The following is an 18,459-nucleotide window of genomic DNA, read 5'->3' on the forward strand; positions in this document are numbered from 1 at the left end:
CTATCTTTTCGACGTTGCTGCCGGTGCCGGGGTTTCCAGCAGGTTGAAGTCATTGGTGTAGAGCTTCTTGGTGTCCAGGTCGCCGGTGATGATTCCCGCGGACTTCAGGTAATCGGCCCAGCGGGTGAAGTCCTGGTCCTGGAGCCGGCCGCCCGGCGATGCCACTCCCACGCTCTTCCAGTACTTCAGCGTTTCCGTGCTCTCGTTGCGGCCGCGCTTGGCGATGATTTCCTCGAATTTGGCGATGACCTGCTCCCGCGGTGTGGTGCGCTCCCACTCGATGGCCTTGGCGATTCCGGTAACCACCGTGCGGCTGGTTTCCGGGTTCTTGGCCAGGAAGTCCTTGCGGAGGACGTACTGGCCGGCGTCGAACGGGCCGCCGATCACCCCGACGTCGGTAAACAGGGCCCGTACGCCTCCTTCGGCGAGCGCCCGGTCCTGGAGCACCCCGCCGAGCGTGCCGACGTCGACCTGTTTCTTGCGGAGGGCCACTTCGGTTTCATTCGGCGGCACCACCACCAGCTGGACCTGTTTGATCTCCTCCGGCGTCAGCCCGCTGTTTTTCAGGTGGGTGTTGATGATCGCTTCGTGGTGGGCGCCCAGGGTGTTCACGGCGACTTTTTTGCCGATCAGGTCCCGGGCTGTCTTGATGGGGCTGCCCTCTTCCACGTAGTAGCCGGTGAACGTTTCCTTGTCCTCGCCGTAGTAGTTGATGACGGCCTGGACAGGAGCGCCCGCCTCGATGAGCTTGATGACGGCACCAGTGAACGCTCCCCCGATGTCTGTCTGGTCGGTGGCCACGGACTGGATGCTCTGCGGCCCGCTGGTGGTGTTGCTGACCCACTCGAGCTTGACGTCGCCCAGGTAACCGAGATCCTCCGCCACTTCCACCAAAGCCACGGTGTTGGGCGAACCCTGGTAGCGGACGGTTTTCACTTCGGCGCCGCTGCCTCCGGACTGGGCTGTCGCTGCGCCGCCACAACCCGTCAGCACCAGCGAGAGCGCCAGGGCTGCGGCGACCGCGGCCGCAGTGTCTGCTGCCTTCCTTACAGCAGGCACTGCAGCCCTGCCTGCAGCGGGGGCGGTTCGTGCGGATGGCTTTCGGAATTTCATGGGTGAATCTTTCTGCGCTGGAGTTGTGGAACCGGTGATGCGGGTCCGGGCCGGCTGGCTTGTGGCAACCACTAGAACAGAGAAGGAGGTGCGGCAAAAGGGCGGGGTTCACAGCGCGAAACCGCACGTCACGGCGGTCCATGGGGCGTAGCACGGGGCAATCCGGACGCAGGAGGCCACGCCGCGTCATCCACCACAACAGGGCGCAACAATGCGTCAGGGATCGTCGGGGACCGAGGCTGCGCGAAGTCATCAACCGCAACGCCAGGACACGGCGGCTCAACATTCTCCGAGTTTTTGTCCACATAATCGGCGTTGCCGAACGCTCAGGGGACGTTATCTGGACAAAAACTCAGGGGACGCGAGGACGAATATTTTCGCTGCGGCGGGGATCCTCAGTGTCCGAGGATCGCCTGTGCGATTTCGTCGGCGTCGCGGAGCGTCCGCTGCCCGCTGGCATACGTGGCGCCGCCCGGCTGGAGCGCTTCCGCGGCGATGGCCGTGCCCCACTGGGTTGCCGAAAGCTGCAGGCCCAACACATAGAGACCATCGGTGACCGAGCCGTTGGCCGCCACCGGCCGGTACGGGTGCGGCGCCACGTCCAGCCCGGTGGCCTGCACCGGCGCACCTTCCGCCGTCATCATCAGCCGGGGCCGCACCATCCCGTCCGCAAGGAGCTGTTCCATGAGCGGTGAGTCGTTCGCGGACACGCGGTTGGCGGGCGCGAGGGCCTCCACCATGGTCTTCGCCGCCACCGGCGGACCGTTCACCCAGGGTGAGACGGCGGTAAAGCGGCCTGTCCGGCGGTCCACGCTGAACCGGGGGTCGGGCCCCGCAAAGCTAACCACGCCGGCACGCGCCAGGGCGGCCAGCTGTTCAGCGCGCAGCGCGGGCGGCCCGCTGGCCAGGCCCTCCACAAACGACTCAAACCAGCCACGCAGGCCGGCCACCCAGGACTCATCGGTGATGCCGCCGTCGGCCACTGCCGTTTTCAGCACCGCTCGCCCGTGATGCAGGGCTCCGATGGCCATCTTCACCGGATCCTCCTCGCCCAATGCGGACCGGCGGGCGTCATCGAGCAGGTACTCGACGACGGCGGCATCCAGTTCAGCGCGCGATCCGAAGGACCTGCCCGCCAGGGGAGACGCGAGGCCCGGCAGATCGAGCCGGTGCCGCGGCCCGACGTGCACGGCCAGGACGCTCTCCACCGCGGCCTCCCAGTTGGCGGCGCTGTGGGCATGCGGCCGCAGCGCCTCCTCCAACGCGGCCAGGAAGTCGGACGCATCGGGGACGGCCGCCGGCTGCGAGCGCACCAGGGTGGAGTAGTAGGCCCAGAGGGTGTCGCGGTGCAGCAAGGGCCAGAGATCGTGGTCGAAACCCGGCCGGATTCCGGTGGCCGCGAACCGTTCCAGCGCGGCCTCGGTCAGGTACCGCAGGGTGACCGACGCCGGGTAGTAGCCGGCCAGCGCTGCCTTGGCCCGGTACGGGGTACCGCGGCGGGATGCTGCAATGATCAGGGGCTCCTGGCCGGAAGGCTGATACTCGAGCCGGGTTCCGGCGTCGATGAATTTTCCGCCGCGGCCCTCCGTGAGCTGGCCCATCGCGTCGAAGAAGTTCAGCCCCATGCCCCGGACGAGGACCGGTTCGCCGGCCGGAATCGCGGCCCAGTCGACGTCCGCAGGGACGGCCGGCGGGAAGTAGCTCAGGCCCAGCTGAGCGGCCGATGCCTGGAGTTCCCGCTGCTCCGGGTTCAGCCGGGACGCCAGGTGCCCCAAGGCGAGGACCACGGAATCGACCGTGAGGGAAGCGCCGCCGGCGAGTCCAACGTCGAACGTTCCGGTACTTGGGGTTGTCCCGCCTGGGGTGCCGTCCCCTTGAGAGCCGTCCCACGGGGCGCCGTCCCCTGGCGTCCCCGGTGTTCCGTCGCGCGACGGGCGTACCGATACGGCCGTCGTTTCGTGGAAACTGACGGTGACGCCGTCGGGCAGTTTTGCCGTCAGTTCGTCCAGCGTGCAGCGCAGGTAGCGGCCGTACAGCGCCCGGCTGGGGAAGTCCCGCGATCCCAAGGCAGCCAGTTCGGACCGCTCGTCCAGCGTCAGGGCCGGCATCGGCTCACGCTGCTGCCGGGCACGCCAGCGGTCGAACGTGGTGCCCGCGACGGGCGGCGCCAGCCGGGCGTCTTCCGGGATGACCGTGGGATAGAAGGACTGGGTGTTCATGAGGTACAGCCGGGACTGGCCGGGCTGCCACACGTGCCCCGGACCCGCCGGATAGGGGTCGATGACGTCGATATGGAGGGATGCGGGGCCGGAGTGGGCGGCAGCGTGGGCGGCGGCGTGTGCGAGCAGGCGCTCCAGCACACTGGTTCCCCGCGGTCCGGCACCGATGATGGCTGTCCGGATGCTCTTCGATTTACCCACGGCATCCAGAGTATCGGCATGCGCCGCAGGCACTTGACTTGCTTGCGGCGCGAAAATGTTGTTTGGATGGGGCGCATGACCACCACTGCAGCTGATCAAGCGCCCGGTTCATCCGCCCCCGAACCCACTGATGAGAACGTCTGGCTGGAGGAGATCTACGGCGAGGCACCGCTTGCCTGGGTCCGGGAGCAGAACGCCCGCACCGAGGACCTTTTGGAGGACGCGGATTACGTAGGCCTGGAAGGAAGCATCCTGGAGGTGCTGGACTCCACGGACCGGATCGCCATGGTGGGCAAGCGCGGCGAGTGGTACTACAACTTCTGGAAGGATCAGGCGAACCCGAAGGGGCTGTGGCGCCGCACCAGCTGGGAAAGCTACCTGACGGACTCCCCCGTCTGGGACGTGCTGCTGGATGTGGATGCCCTCGCCGCCGCCGAAGGTGAGGAGTGGGTCTTCCACGGTGCCACGTTCCTGCGCCCCGCCGCCGGCGACCCGTACCGCCTCGCGCTGCTGGCGCTCTCCCCCGACGGCGGCGACGCCAACCGCTACCGCGAGTTCGACGTCGCGACCCGCACCTTTGTTGACCCGGCAGACGGCGGTTTTGACCTGCCGACGGCGAAGGGGAACGTCTCGTGGCTGGACGCGGACACGCTGCTGGTTGCCTCCACGGCCGGGGACCTGCCGCGGACCGCATCCTCATATGCCCGGACGGCTGTTACCCTGCGACGCGGCGACGCCCTTTCCGCGGCTGCCCGGCTTTTTGAGGTGCCGGAGGACCACATGATGGCCGTGGTGGCGCACGATTCCACTCCCGGTTTTGAGCGCACGTTCGCCGTGGACTACATCGATTTCTACAACCGCAGCACGTTCATCCGTTGGGACGACGCCTGGCTCGAGATCGATGCGCCGACAGATGTTAACCTCAGTGCGCACCGCGAATGGCTCCTGTTCCGGCCGCAGCAGGACTGGTCCCATGAGGGCAACACTTACCCCGCCGGGTCCTTGTTGGCCGCGAAGTTCGAGGACTACCTTGCGGGGGCACGGGATCTCTTGGTGCTGTTTGCGCCGGATGCGCACACTTCGCTGCAGTCGTGGAGCTGGACGCGGAATTTCCTGCTGCTGAACCTGCTGCGGGACGTCTCGTCCGAGATCCGGGTGCTGGATCCCTCTGTTCCCGGCGTTGCGGCCGACGGGGCTGCGTCCGATGGGCGTGCGGCCGACGGCGGCGCCTGGGCTTCGTCGCTGCTGGATGCCTGCCCGCCGCTGCACGACGTCAACGCCTACGCCGTGGACGACGAAGATGAAGGACCGGCCGACGGCGGTGCGGGCGACGACTTCTGGCTGGTCGCCACCGGATTCACCACCCCCAGCACACTGATGCGCGGAAGCCTCACGCGGAATCCTGCCGGGACCGCTGGCTCCGGCGGGGGCGTTGCCGGGACGGCTGGCGTGGTGAGCAGCCATGCGGCTGTCAAGGCGTCGCCGTCGTTCTTTAATGACGACAAGTACGAGGTGCAGCAGCACTTCGCCGTGTCCGCGGACGGCACCCGCGTCCCCTACTTCCAGGTGGCCTCGCGGGACCTTGTCCTGGACGGGCAGAACCCCACGCAACTCTCCGGCTACGGCGGCTTCGAAGTCTCCCGAACCCCTGCGTACAGCGGAACCGTCGGCAGGGCTTGGCTGGAACGCAGGACCGCCACCTCCGGCGGGCCCGGCGAGGCAGCGCACTCCCGCGGCGGCGTCTACGTTGTGGCCAACATCCGCGGCGGCGGCGAATACGGGCCATCCTGGCACCGGGCCGCACTCAAGGAAAACCGGCACCGCGCCTTCGAGGACTTTGCCGCCGTGGCGCAGCACCTCGTCCACCGTGGCGTCACCTCCCGGGAGCGGCTTGGCTGCGTGGGCGGGTCCAACGGCGGGCTGCTGGTGGGCAACATGCTCACGACCTACCCGGAACTTTTCGGGGCTATCTCCTGCGGCGTTCCGCTGCTGGACATGAGGCGCTACACCAAGCTCTCCGCCGGGCACTCCTGGATCGCCGAATACGGCGACCCGGACGTGGCGGCGGAATGGGAGTACATCAAGACCTTCTCCCCGTACCACCTGCTCAAGGACGGCGTGGAGTACCCCGAAACATTCATCTGGACGGCCACGTCGGATGACAGGGTGGGACCGGTCCAGGCCCGCAAGATGGCCGCCCGGATGCAGGCGATGGGCATCCCGAATGTCTGGTTCCACGAAGCGCTGGAAGGCGGCCACGCCGGAGCTTCGGACAACCGGCAGGCCGCCGCGCTGCAGGCCCGCAGCCAGCACTTCCTATGGCGGTCGCTGGCAGGCGGTTGATGTCTGTGTTGTCGGTGCGGCGGGCAGTCTCTGCTGACGTGGAACGGCTTGCCGCAATCCATGTCCGCTGCTGGCAGGAAACGTACCGTGGCATGCTGTCCGACGCTTTCCTGGCAGGCGTGGATCCGGCAGGCCGGCTGGCATTGTGGCACCAGCTGCTGGACCGGCCGAACCCCGCCGAGGTGTGGGCAGCGTGCGACGATGGCACTGTGGTGGGATTCGCCGGCGCCCGCCGACTGCCCGCTCCCGGTTCCCCGGCGGGCCACCCGCCGCCGTCGTCCGGTGACCTGGAGCTCTGGGGATTGTATTTGTTGGCATCGTATCAGGGGCTGGGCCTGGGGCGCCGGCTTCTCGAAGCCGCCTTGGGCAATAACGCGGCCAGTCTCTGGGTGGCCGCAGGCAATGCCCGGGCCATCGGATTCTACGAACGGCTCGGTTTCGTTCCGGACGGGGCCGAGGACCGGGTACCCGACTGGGAAGACCTCCGCGAAATCAGGTTGATCCGCTCCCGTTGATCTGCTCTCTTGCGCAAGTGTTTGGGCCGGTGGGTGAGCCGGGGTTTTCGCGGGGCGCACGGCGTCGCGGGGCTTGTGTGCGGGCCCTGAGACAAGCGCTCACGGGCCGTTTTGCACTGCGTGCCCCGTTCTGCGTATCCTTGGTGGGCTAGTAATAGCCATTGGAGACGTGCCAGAGCGGCCGAATGGGCTTCACTGCTAATGAAGTGTGGGGCACAACTCCACCGGGGGTTCAAATCCCCCCGTCTCCGCGTTTGGCCCCGGTCCTGGACCGGGGCCTTTTGCGTTCCCTGGGGAATTGCTTTTATGCCACCAAACCCAAACTAGGTGGTAACCAAACCCAAACTAGGTAGCAGTAACTGTCGTTATGAGCGCTCATAACGACAGATACTGCTACCTACATGGGCGGGAGCCGGGCGGTGTGGGGTGGGCTGGGCTGGCGGTCCGGGGTGCGGACGCCGGAGGCTCCACAAAGGGCTGCGGTGGCAGGATGGTGGAATGGCAGTAAGCAATTCCCGGGGCGAGGAAACCAGCACAAGCCAGGCGTGGAATCCACGCCTGGCGCTACTGGTGGCTGCCACATTCTTTATGGAGTTCCTGGACGGCACCATCCTCACCACGGCCATCCCCAACATCGCCAGCGACTTTGGTGTTCCGGCCGCCGACGTAAACATCACCATGACGGCCTACCTCATGACCGTGGCCATGGGTATCCCGCTCAGCGGCTGGCTTGCTGAACGTGTGGGGGCACGCAAGGTATTCTGCTTCGCGATTGCCCTCTTCACACTGGCTTCATTGGCCTGCGCCGTCAGCCCCGACCTGACTGTGCTGACGCTGAGCCGGATCCTGCAGGGCGCCGGTGGGGCCATGATGGTTCCGGTCGGCACCCTCCTGGTCCTGCGCGGCACACCCAAATCGGAGCTTCTGCGGGCGACGGCCTTCCTGGTGTGGCCGGCGCTGCTGGCGCCCGTACTGGCACCGCTTGTGGGCGGCGCCTTGACCACCTACCTGTCGTGGCACTGGATCTTCCTCATCAACCTGCCGTTGGGCGCGGCCGCCTTCATCGCCGCGCTCAGCCTGGTACCAGCCGGCGCCGGAGACAGCACTCGACGGCTCGACTGGCTGGGCCTGCTCCTTACCACCACCGGTGTGGGCGCCTTGGTGGTGGGCCTGGAACTGGCCACGGCGCACCCGGACGGGCCCTGGGCAGCTATCAGCGCGGCTGCAGGGGTATGCGCCCTCGCGGCCGCCGTGCTGTGGATGAAGCGGGCCAACAACCCTCTGTTTGATCTCGGTGTTTTTTCGACCCGCACCTTCCGGGCCATGGCCACGGGCGGGTTCGTCTACCGCTTGACCATCAGCTCGGTGCCTTTCCTCCTGCCCCTGATGTTCCAGACCGGTTTCGGCTGGTCACCACTGCACGCCGGAATCATGGTGGCGGCCGTGTTCATCGGCAACATCGGCATCAAACCGGCCACCACGCCGCTGATCCGACGTTTCGGTTTCCGGGCCATGCTGGTCTTCGGCTCCCTGGCATCGGCGGTGACCTTCGCCCTGTGCGCCCTGCTCACGCCGGACACGCCGCAGGCACTGATCTTCGCCCTGCTGGTGTGCAGCGGGGCCTTCCGCTCCATTGGCTTTTCCGCTTACGCGTCGGTGCAGTACGCGGACATTGCACCCTCCCAGCTGACGTCGGCCAATTCCGTGTCGGCGACCCTGGTGCAGCTCGCCGCGGGCGCCGGCATCGCCGTTGGCGCCCTGCTGATCCGGATTTTCGACGGCGTGGCGGCCTTCCCCACGGATCAGGCTGGCCCCTTCCGCGGAGCCTTCCTCACTATGGCCGTCCTGATGCTCTTCAGTACGGCGGACAGCCTGTCTCTGCACCGGCAGGCCGGCGCAGAGGTCAGCCGGCCTGGGCAAGCACGAGCGGAAGAACAGCCCCCGCCCCCGCCTGGCGCAGGGCACGTCCAGCCACGGTAACGGTCCACCGGCTGTCCACGAGGTCGTCGATCAGCATCACGCCCTGCCCGCGAAGTGTTGCCATGGCGGCCTCCAACTCCGGGCCCACCATCACGCGGTCCCAAACACCGGCCAACCGGTACGCGCTGTTGCCGCCACGGCTTCCAGTGGGTCCGCCGTGGCCCAGGTCCAGCTCGCCGAGGTAAGGGATCCTGCCGATTTCCGAAATTCCCTGGGCAAGGGAGCGGACCAGTTCAGGCTTGCTCCGGGAAGGCATGCTGACGATCGCGGCCGGCCGTCCTGCACCGCTCCAGCCCGGGTTCCGGCCGTCACCGGTTGCCCATTCCCGCAGGACCTGGACACAGGCCTGGAGCATGGCAGGATCCACCGGACGATCTGCGGCGCCGGCCGCAAAGAGTTCCCGCAGCGCCCCGCCCCAGCCGAGATCGGTAAGCCTGGCCAGCACGCGGCCGTCCGCCAGTCCTTCGTCAGGCTTGATCTTGCCCTTGACCGGAACGCCCAGGCGGTCCATGCCGCTGGGCCACTGCAGCCGTGCCTCCAAGACACCGCCGGCGCGGGTGAGGGTCTGACCCGCCTCTGCCGTCGCGTCCTCGGCGATGTCGGCCCGGAACCAGCGGCCCGCGCAGTTATCGCACTTCCCGCAGGCGTGCGCCGTCTCGTCATCGAGGACCGAGGTGATGTATTCCATCCGGCAACCCGCGGTGTCCTGGTAGATCACCATGGAGTCCTGCTCGTCCACCCTGGCCTCGGCGATCCGGCGGTAGCGCTCGGCGTCGTAGATCCACGGCTGGCCGGTCGAACGCCACCCCCCGCCGACACGTTCCACGGCGCCATCCACGGCCAGCACCTTCAGCAGGAGCTCCAGCGGGGTGCGGCGGAGATCGACACGGGCCTCCAACGCCACCGTTGACACGGCAGTTCCGGCTTCAGCCAACGCTGTCAGCACCGCTGTGGCTTTCTCCTCGGACGGCATGGAGGCGGTGGCGAAGTACTGCCAGATATCCCGGTCTTCAGAACCCGGCAGCAACAGCACATCTGCGTTCGCCGCGCCACGGCCCGCGCGGCCCACCTGCTGGTAGTACGCCACGGGGGAGGACGGTGCCCCGAGGTGGACGACGAAGCCAAGGTCCGGTTTGTCGAAGCCCATGCCGAGCGCCGAGGTGGCCACCAGAGCCTTGACCTGGTTGTCCTTGAGCATCTGCTCTGCGCGCTCCCGGTCCGCGGGATCGGTCCTACCGGTGTATGCCTTAACTGTGTGCCCGGCTTCGGCGAGAAGCCGGGCAGTATCCTCGGCGGCGGAGACTGTCAGCGTGTAGATGATGCCGCTGCCGGGCAGATCGGCAAGGTGCGTCAGGAGCCAGCCCAGCCGTTCGCGGGAATTCGGGAGGGTCAGAACACCCAGGCGCAGGGAATCCCGGCCAAGGGTTCCGCGGATGGTGAGGACGCCGGCGCCCAGCTGTTCCTCGATGTCGTGGACCACGCGCGAGTTGGCTGTGGCGGTGGTGGCCAGGACAGGCACGGACTCCGGCAGCTGGGTGATCAGGTCAGCGATCCGGCGGTAGTCCGGCCGGAAGTCGTGGCCCCAGTCTGAAATACAGTGTGCCTCGTCAATCACCAGCAGGCCTGTCCGCCGGATGAGCTCCGGCAGCTGGTGCTCGCGGAAGGACGGGTTGGTGAGCCGTTCCGGCGAAACGAGCAGCACGTCGACTTCATCGGCAGCGAGCTGTTCCCGGACAGTGTCCCACTCCAGCTGGTTCGCCGAGTTGATGGCCACGGCGCGCACTCCGGCGCGGGCGGCGGCAGCCACCTGGTCCCGCATCAGGGCGAGCAGCGGCGAAACGATCAGGGTGGGTCCGGCGCCGCGCCGCCGGAGCAGCAGGGACGCCACAAAGTACACGGCCGATTTTCCCCAACCGGTGCGCTGGACCACCAAAGCCCGCCGGCCGCCGTCGACCAGTGCTTCAATCGCCTCAAACTGTCCGTCATGGAAATCCGCCGCCGGATGCCCCACGAGTTCGCGGAGAACCTCCAGTGCCTGGCTTTTTGTGTCGGACGGCAAGTCAGGGGAAACGGAAAGGAGGGCGGCGTTCTGGGTATCGACCATTGATTCAGTATCCCAGCCCCCACCGACACCCATAAAGCCGGGACCGCCGTATGTGGACAACCGTAACGTCCGCGGCTCCACGTAAGATAAAACCCGTGACTAGCGAACAGACAAAGACTTTTGACCTCTCGGCATCCTTCAAGGCCTACGACGTCCGGGGAATCGTGGGTGAATCCATCACCGCTGAAATCGTCGAAGCCGTGGGTGCCGCGTTCGTTGATGTCCTGGAACTGGAAGGCCAGACGGTCCTCGTCGGCGGCGACATGCGCCCCTCCTCACCCGAGTTCGCCAAGGCTTTCGCCGACGGCGCAGCCACCCGCGGCGCGGACGTCAAGCTCCTTGATTTGATCTCCACCGATGAGCTCTACTTCGCCTGCGGCTCCCTCAACGCTGCCGGCGCCACGTTCACCGCCAGCCACAACCCGGCCGAATACAACGGCATCAAGATGTCCAAACCAGGCGCGCAGCCCATCTCCTCCGAGTCTGGCCTCAAAGAGATCCAGGCCCTGGCCGAGAAGTACCTCAACGAAGGCTCCATCCCGGCAGCCCCCGTCCGCGGCCTGATCGGCGTCCACGACGTCCTGAAGGACTACTCCGAGTACCTCCGCCAGCTGGTGGACCTCTCCGGTTCCCGGCCGCTCAAGGTGGTTGTGGACGCAGGCAACGGCATGGCCGGCCTCACCACCCCGGCGGTGCTGGGCGACGCCCTGCTGCCCAAGCTGCCCTTCGACATCATTCCCCTTTATTTCGAGCTGGACGGTTCCTTCCCGAACCACCCCGCCAACCCCCTCGAGCCGGAAAACCTCCGCGACCTCCAGGCTGCAGTCATTGAGCACGGCGCCGATATCGGCCTGGCCTTCGACGGCGACGCCGACCGCTGCTTCGTCATCGACGAAAAGGGCGAGCCCGTGTCGCCGTCGGCCATCACCGGTATGGTGGCACGCCGCGAAATCGCCCGCGCCCAGGCGCAGGGCGAGGCGACGCCCACCGTCATCCACAATCTGCTCACCTCCCGTGCGGTGCCGGAACTGGTAGAGCACGACGGCGGCCGCGCCGTCCGCACGCGTGTGGGCCACTCCTTCATCAAGGCAGTCATGGCTGAGGAAGGTGCTGTGTTCGGCGGCGAGCACTCTGCCCACTTCTACTTCCGCGACTTCTGGAATGCAGACACCGGGATGCTCGCGGCGATGCACGTGCTGGCAGCCCTCGGCGAGCAGGACGGTCCGCTGTCCGAGCTCGGCCGCGAGTACGAGCCCTATGTCTCTTCCGGTGAGATCAACTCGGAAATCGAGGACAAGGCGGGAGCCGTTGAGCGCGTCCGCACCGACTTTGCCGCCGAGGACATCACCGTGGACACCATGGACGGCAGCACCTTCACGGCAAATGACGGCAGCTTCTGGTTCAACCTGCGCCCGTCCAACACGGAGCCCTTCCTCCGCCTGAACGTGGAAGCAACGGACCGGGCCCTGATGGAAAGCGTCCGCGACCGCGTACTGTCCAATGTCCGGCGCTAAGCCGGAAGTGGCCCACGAAGCCACGGACGGCCCGGCTGCGGTGGTTTCGTGGCGGGATTCCGTGCCGGAGGCTTCTGCCACGGACCTGGAAAACCTGCTGGGCACAGGCGTCGGCGCAGCCCAGGAACAGCTCGAGCGAAACGGCGGCTTCCTGCCGTTCGCACTGGTGGTGGAGAACGACGGCGAGGTCCGGCTGGTGGCTGTTACGCCGGCTGACGCCCAGGACGGCTCTGACGGTGACTTCGACGCCGACACGATGATCAGCGACCTCACCGAACTGCTCCGGCAGAACCGTGTTGATTTCCGGGCGGCCGCAATTGTCTGCGACATCCTCTTGGTCGAGGAAGAAAAAGATGCCATCCATGTAGCTGCTGAACACCGCGACGGATCCGTTTTCGCCGCGGTCCTCCCCTACGCCGCCAACACCGGGACCCACGAATGGGAGTTTGGCCAGCTCGCCGCTGACACCAGCGAACCCACGGTCTGGGTGGACTAGACCGCACCCCGGTTGCCATGAAAATCAACGCCTTTGCAGACGTCAGCCTCCGGGCGCTGATGGTTCTGGCCGCCGCGCCCGGGGCCACCCTCCTGACCACGCAGAACATCGCCGATGCCGTGGGAACTCCGTACAACCACGTCAGCAAGGCGATGGCCAGGCTGCGCAGCCTGGGCCTGATCGAGGTAGAGCGCGGCAGGTCGGGCGGATCCCGGCTCAGCTCCGTTGGCCGCCGGGCAACGGTGGGCCAGGTCCTGCGGGACCTGGACACCCGGACGGACGCCGCCGATTGCGTCGCGCCGGGCGGCGAATGCCCGCTGATCCATGAATGCAGGCTTCGCGTCGCGCTGGCCCGCGCCCGTGAGGCGTTTTACCGGGAACTTGATGGAGTGGTTGTGGCCGAACTTCCCGGCTCGCGGCAGATGGCACCCGTCTTCCAGCTGATCGGCCTGCGCCCCGGCCTATAGCCCCGCGCCGCGCCCGCATCTCCACCGATTTGATCTCAACTTCTACGGGGTGTAGAACTTGAGGTACGAATATACGCATTTCAAATGTAAGTATTCACATTGACCGGACGAAAGCCCGGTCCCCTATCGCAGGAGTACACATGCTCTCGGACAAATCCCGCCCCGTCATTGAGGCCACGCTGCCGCTCGTCGGTTCCCGGATCGGCGCCATCACTCCCAAGTTCTATGCACGGCTGTTCGCCGCCCACCCGGAACTGTTGGATGGCCTGTTCAGCCGCTCCAACCAGCGCTCGGGCAACCAGCAGCAGGCGCTGGCCGGAAGCATCGCCGCTTTCGCCACGCACCTGGTCAACAACCCGGGCACCCTCCCCGAAACTGTGCTTTCCCGCATCGCCCACCGGCACGCGTCGCTCGGCATCACTGAGCCCCAGTACCAGGTGGTCTACGAGCACCTCTTCGCGGCCATCGCGGAGGACCTGGCCGAGGTCATCACCCCGGAGATCGCCGAGGCCTGGACCGAGGTTTATTGGCTGATGGCGGACGCCCTGATCAAGCTCGAAAAGGGCCTCTACGCAGCACAGGCCAACGGCAAGATGTGGACCCCGTGGAAGGTCGCCGCCAAGATCCCTGCCGGCATCGGCTCCATGACCTTCACTCTCGAACCCGCTGACGACACTCCAGTCACGGCTGCCCTGCCGGGTCAGTACGTCAGCGTCAAGGTCCAACTGCCGGACGGCCTGCGCCAGGTCCGGCAGTACTCACTTTCGGGCGATGCAGGCACCAGCCGCAGCTTCACCACCAAGCTCGACGACGGCGGCGAGGTCTCCCCCGTACTGCACAACACCGTCGAGGTTGGCGACATTCTGGAGATCTCCAACCCCTACGGCGAGATCACCCTCAAGGACGGCGACGGTCCGGTGGTCCTGGCATCGGCCGGCATCGGCTGTACACCGACGGCGTCGATCCTGCGCTCCCTCGCCGAGTCGGGCTCCGACCGGCAGGTGCTGGTGCTGCACGCGGAAAGCACCCTGGACAGCTGGGCGCTGCGCGGTCAGATGACGGACGACGTCGAACGCCTGGCGGATGCCGACCTCCAGCTGTGGCTCGAAGAGCCACGCGCCGGGGCCAACGAAGGCTTTATGTCCCTGCGCGAAGTGGACCTGCCGGCCAACGCGTCGCTGTACCTCTGTGGACCGCTACCGTTCATGAAGCACATCCGCAACGAGGCCATCAGCGCCGGCATCCCGGCCACTCGCATCCACTACGAGGTCTTCGGACCGGACATCTGGCTCGCTTCCTGACGGCGGATGCTTCCTAGCGACAGAAGCGCGAAAGGACACTTAAGCCCCGGTGCTTAAGTGTCCTTTCGCGCATCCCGAGGGGCCAGAAGTGTCCGTTCGCGCCGAGCACGACGGCGGCCCCGCACCTTTCTTGCAAAGGTGCGGGGCCGCCGTCGTACTTTCTGGAACGTCAGCCCAGGCGGGCCTTCAGGCCGGCAAGCTCGGACTGCAGCGCCTCGGGGAGGGAATCGCCGAAGTTGGCGTACCATTCCTCGATGGAGGCGAGCTCGGTGGCCCACTCGGCCGGGTCAACGCGGACAGCTTCCTCGACCTGGGCGGGCGTCATGTCCAGGCCCTTGAGGTCGATGGATTCGCCGGTGGGAACAAAGCCGATCGGCGTCTCGACGGCGTCTGCCTTGCCTTCCAGGCGCTCGATGGCCCACTTGAGGACACGGGCGTTGTCGCCGAAGCCAGGCCAGGCGAAGCCGCCCTCGGCCGTGCGGCGGAACCAGTTGACCAGGAAGATCTTGGGCAGGCGCTCCGGGTTGGCCTTTGCGGACAGGTTGACCCAGTGGTTCAGGTAGTCGCCGGCGTCGTAGCCCATGAACGGCAGCATGGCCATGGGGTCGCGGCGGACCACGCCCACCGCCCCGGCTGCCGCGGCAGTGGTCTCGGAGGACAGTGTGGAACCCATGAAGATGCCGTTTGACCAGCTGCGGGCCTCGGTCACCAGGGGGATGGTGGTCTTGCGGCGGCCGCCGAACAGGATCGCGGAAAGCTCCACGCCGTCGGGTTTGTTGTACTCCTCGGCCAGCATGTCGATCTGGTCGATCGGCGTGCAGAAGCGCGAGTTCGGGTGAGCTGCGGGCTTGTCCGAATCCGAGGTCCAGGAGTTACCCTGCCAGTCGGTCAGATGAGCGGGCACTTCCTCAGTCATGCCCTCCCACCACACGCCGCCGTCGTCGGTCAGTGCGACATTGGTGAAGATGCTGTTGCCCTTGGCGATAGCGCGCATCGCGTTGGGGTTGGTGCCCCAGCCGGTGCCCGGAGCCACGCCGAAGAGACCGGCCTCGGGGTTGACGGCGCGGAGCTCGCCTTCCTTGCCGAAGCGCATCCAGGTGATGTCGTCACCCAGCGTCTCCACCTTCCAGCCTTCGATGGTGGGATCGAGCAGCGCAAGGTTGGTCTTGCCGCAGGCGGAGGGGAAGGCAGCCGAGACGTAGTACGTCTTCTGCTCCGGGGACGTCAGCTTCAGGATGAGCATGTGCTCGGCCAGCCAGCCTTCGTCGCGGGCCATGACGGAGGCGATACGCAGCGCGTAGCACTTCTTGCCCAGCAGCGCGTTTCCGCCGTAGCCGGAGCCGAAGGACCAGATGGAGCGCTCCTCGGGGAAGTGCACGATCCACTTGTCCGTATTGCACGGCCACGGCACGTCCGCCTGACCTGCTTCGAGCGGCGCACCCAGGGAGTGCAGGGCCGGCACGAAGAATGCGTTGGTCTCGGTGATGCGGTTCAGCACGTCGGTGCCGATGCGGGCCATGATGCGCATCGAGGCAACAACGTAGGCACTGTCGGTGATCTCCACGCCGAACTTGGGATCCTCGGCGTCGAGGTGCCCCATCACGAACGGGATGACGTACATTGTGCGTCCGCGCATGGAGCCGGCAAACAGCCCACGCAGCTTTTCCTTCATCTCGACCGGGGCCATCCAGTTATTGGTGAAGCCGGCGTCGTGCTCCTTCTCGGAGCAGATGAAGGTCTGCTCTTCCACACGGGCTACGTCCGCGGGATCAGAGAATGCAGCGAACGAGTTGGGGAAGAGCTCCTGGTTCAGGCGCGTCAGCGTTCCTGCTGCGACGAGCTCGTCCGTGAGACGCGTGTTTTCCTGTTCGGACCCGTCAACCCAGTGGATCCGGTCGGGCTGCGTAAGCTCAGCAACCTCTTCGACCCATGCCAGCAGTGCTGCATGCGTGGTGGGTGCTTTCTCAAGCAGCGGCTTCTGCGCCAGATCGCCCATTGCGGTTCCCTTCCTCGGGTTCATCGGTGTGTCCTAAATGCTATTGGCCACCCAAGGGCGTCATGCGAGGCCAGCGGTGCACGTTCGTGATCGTTGGAGCCGAAAACCGCGCAAATTCAAGGAAAACCGCGCACAAACGGCTGAATTTAAGTGACGAAGGTCACCTAGACCGGTCTAGTCGGCTAGATTACATGCCTCTCGATTTGGAACTCCGGGCCACCCTCGCGTAAAGTAATTCGAGGTTCGGGGAGCAAGAAACGCCGCGAAACACAAAATGCGCCCATAGCTCAGCTGGATAGAGCGTCTGTCTACGGAACAGAAGGCCGGGGGTTCGAATCCCTCTGGGCGCACAGAGAAAGGCCCGTATCGGTTCGCCGATACGGGCCTTTTGTCGTTAAGCGTAGCGCCCCTTTCCTGCCACCGGCCTCCGCCCCAGGAACGGCACGGCCACGCGCGCCTTCCCAGCGGAAATGCGTCACTTTTGGTAGCAAACCCCGGCACCGCCCCTGGATTCCCGCGGGTGACCCGGCCCGCTGCGGTCAAAAGTTACGCAGGTGTGCAGTCAGCTGATTGACGACGACGGCGCTCCCCGCCTCCCGCGAGGCGGGCGTAGGCTGGACGAATGACGCCTGAAACGCTGCAACGTGAATTCGATGTCATTGTGATCGGCGCTGGTGCCGTGGGGGAAAACGTCGCCGACCGGGTGGTCCAGGGCGGCCTGACGGCTGTCCTTGTTGAAGCCGAACTAGTGGGCGGCGAATGCTCGTATTGGGCCTGCATGCCGTCCAAAGCCCTGCTCCGCCCCGGCACCGCCCTGCACGGCGCACAGACGGTACCCGGCGCAGCGGAAGCCGTCACCCTGACACTGGATGCAGTGGCAGTCCTGAAGCGCCGGGACTATTTCACCGCAAACTGGCAGGACGACAGCCAGGTGAAGTGGTTGGAAGATACCGGGATTGAACTGATCCGTGGCCACGGCTGGATCACCGAGCCGCGCACCGTTGAAGTAGTCGGGCTGGACGGCAACACTTACGAACTCAAGGCGCGTCACGCCGTCGTACTCGCCACCGGCTCCACACCCACTACCCCTCCCATCGACGGGTTGGCGGATCTGCAGGTCTGGGGCACACGCGAAGCCACCTCGGCCAAGGAGGTGCCGGAGCGCCTGGCCGTGATCGGCGGAGGCGTAGCGGGCAGCGAACTGGCGCAGGCATTCGCACGCCTGGGCTCGGACGTGACGCTGGTGGCCAGGAGCGGCCTGCTGGGCACGTTCCCCGCAGAGGCCAGCAAACTTGTGGTCGCGGGGCTGCGCGCGGACGGCGTGGCGGTCCGCCTCTACACGTCCACCGAAAGTGTCCGGGAAAACGACGACGGCACGTTCACCCTCACACTTCAGGACCAGACGCCGGACGGCCGCACCACCGTCATTGCGGACAAGGTCCTCGTTTCAACAGGCCGGCATCCCGCCCTCGAAGGCCTCGGCCTGGAAAGCCTGGGTTTCGAGGCGCAGGACGGGCAGCCGCTGAAACTCACCACCGACTCCACTGGACTAGTCCAGGGCCTCCCGGACGTCCCGGGCACCCCGGGCACCCCGGGCGAGGATGGTGAGAACCCCTGGCTCTACGCTGTTGGCGACGCCGCAGGCAGAAATTTCTTCACCCACCAGGGCAAGTACGAGGCCAGGGCCACCGGCGACGCGATCGCGGCCCGAGCCAAGGGCGAGCTCAGCGGCGCCCCCGAGGCCTGGAGCCGGTACGCCCAGACCGCCAACCAGCATGCTGTCCCGAACGTGGTGTTCACCGATCCCGAACTGGCGGCCGTGGGGCGCTCGGTGGAGCAGGCAAAACGGGACGGCTACAACGTGTCGTCCGTGGAGCTGCCAATCCAAGTGTCGGGTTCGTCCCTGCATTCGGAACACTACGAAGGCTGGGCGCAACTGGTGGTGGACGAGGACCGGCGGGTCCTGCTCGGCGCCACCTTCGCGGGCCCGGAGGTGGGCGAACTGCTGCACGCGGCCACCATCGCAGTGGTGGGCGAGGTCCCGCTGGAGCGGCTGTGGCATGCGGTGCCATCGTTTCCCACGGTCAGCGAGGTGTGGCTGCGGCTCCTGGAGAAGTACGGCTTGTAGGAGGGGCCCAAGTGTCCGTTAGCGCTGGGCTACTCCCGCCGCCCTACTCCCGTGCGCTATTTGAACTGACCAGTCAGTTCAG

General features: G+C 66.4%; 12 protein-coding genes and 2 tRNA genes. 10 read left to right on the top strand and 4 right to left on the bottom strand.

Annotated features, from left to right (window positions below):
• Together AU252_RS06740 and AU252_RS06745 are read right to left on the bottom strand one after the other, a co-directional pair.
• Positions 1–1,059: an ABC transporter substrate-binding protein gene (locus tag AU252_RS06740; protein WP_058932794.1), complete on the bottom strand. Its 1,059-nt coding sequence runs from the start codon at positions 1,057–1,059 to the stop codon at positions 1–3.
• A 449-nt stretch (positions 1,060–1,508) separates the two neighbouring features.
• On the bottom strand, positions 1,509–3,533 hold the full coding sequence (locus tag AU252_RS06745) for an FAD/NAD(P)-binding protein (protein ID WP_058930061.1): 2,025 nt from the start codon (positions 3,531–3,533) through the stop codon (positions 1,509–1,511).
• Between the two features lie 75 nt (positions 3,534–3,608).
• On the opposite strand from AU252_RS06745, the gene AU252_RS06750 reads away from it, so the two are divergent.
• The 4 genes from AU252_RS06750 (at position 3,609) to AU252_RS06765 (ending at position 8,371) form a co-directional block, all read left to right on the top strand.
• A complete protein-coding gene (locus AU252_RS06750) occupies positions 3,609–5,876 on the top strand; it encodes a prolyl oligopeptidase family serine peptidase (protein WP_058930062.1) in 2,268 nt (755 codons plus the stop codon).
• Positions 5,876–6,391, top strand: coding sequence for a GNAT family N-acetyltransferase (locus tag AU252_RS06755; RefSeq protein ID WP_240484338.1), 516 nt, complete (start codon positions 5,876–5,878; stop codon positions 6,389–6,391). Before AU252_RS06750 ends, AU252_RS06755 begins: the two co-directional genes overlap by 1 nt.
• 163 nt (positions 6,392–6,554) lie before the next feature.
• A tRNA-Ser gene (locus AU252_RS06760) sits at positions 6,555–6,642 on the top strand.
• A 247-nt stretch (positions 6,643–6,889) separates the two neighbouring features.
• Positions 6,890–8,371, top strand: a complete 1,482-nt coding sequence (locus AU252_RS06765; RefSeq protein ID WP_058930064.1) for an MFS transporter — start codon at positions 6,890–6,892, stop codon at positions 8,369–8,371.
• Here the strand turns inward: AU252_RS06765 and AU252_RS06770 are convergent.
• A complete protein-coding gene (locus AU252_RS06770; RefSeq protein ID WP_058930065.1) occupies positions 8,295–10,475 on the bottom strand; it encodes a RecQ family ATP-dependent DNA helicase in 2,181 nt (726 codons plus the stop codon). The genes AU252_RS06765 and AU252_RS06770 overlap by 77 nt on opposite strands.
• 95 nt (positions 10,476–10,570) lie before the next feature.
• Between AU252_RS06770 and AU252_RS06775 the strand changes: the two genes are divergently transcribed.
• The 4 genes from AU252_RS06775 (at position 10,571) to AU252_RS06790 (ending at position 14,253) form a co-directional block, all read left to right on the top strand.
• The gene (locus AU252_RS06775) at positions 10,571–11,989 is read left to right on the top strand and encodes a phosphomannomutase/phosphoglucomutase (protein ID WP_058930066.1); all 1,419 of its coding nucleotides are present in this window, start codon (positions 10,571–10,573) and stop codon (positions 11,987–11,989) included.
• The gene (locus AU252_RS06780) at positions 11,976–12,485 is read left to right on the top strand and encodes a hypothetical protein (protein WP_058930067.1); all 510 of its coding nucleotides are present in this window, start codon (positions 11,976–11,978) and stop codon (positions 12,483–12,485) included. Before AU252_RS06775 ends, AU252_RS06780 begins: the two co-directional genes overlap by 14 nt.
• A 17-nt stretch (positions 12,486–12,502) precedes the next feature.
• Complete coding sequence (locus AU252_RS06785) at positions 12,503–12,952, top strand: RrF2 family transcriptional regulator (protein WP_058930068.1); 450 nt, start codon at positions 12,503–12,505, stop codon at positions 12,950–12,952.
• 140 nt (positions 12,953–13,092) lie between these two features.
• Entirely contained in the window at positions 13,093–14,253 is a 1,161-nt protein-coding gene (locus tag AU252_RS06790; RefSeq protein ID WP_058930069.1) for a globin domain-containing protein, read from the top strand.
• Between the two features lie 169 nt (positions 14,254–14,422).
• Here AU252_RS06790 and AU252_RS06795 read toward each other — a convergent pair whose 3' ends face one another.
• Positions 14,423–16,249 (bottom strand): phosphoenolpyruvate carboxykinase (GTP), encoded by a 1,827-nt coding sequence (locus AU252_RS06795; protein ID WP_058930070.1) that lies wholly within the window; start codon positions 16,247–16,249, stop codon positions 14,423–14,425.
• A 276-nt stretch (positions 16,250–16,525) separates the two neighbouring features.
• On the opposite strand from AU252_RS06795, the gene AU252_RS06800 reads away from it, so the two are divergent.
• Positions 16,526–16,599, top strand: a tRNA-Arg gene (locus tag AU252_RS06800).
• Positions 16,600–16,871: 272 nt separating this feature from the next.
• On the top strand, positions 16,872–18,377 hold the full coding sequence (locus AU252_RS06805) for a dihydrolipoyl dehydrogenase family protein (protein ID WP_058930071.1): 1,506 nt from the start codon (positions 16,872–16,874) through the stop codon (positions 18,375–18,377).
• The last annotated feature ends 82 nt before the right edge of the window (positions 18,378–18,459 follow it).

Origin of the sequence: Pseudarthrobacter sulfonivorans (assembly GCF_001484605.1) — a bacterium.
GTDB classification, from domain to species: domain Bacteria; phylum Actinomycetota; class Actinomycetes; order Actinomycetales; family Micrococcaceae; genus Arthrobacter; species Arthrobacter sulfonivorans_A.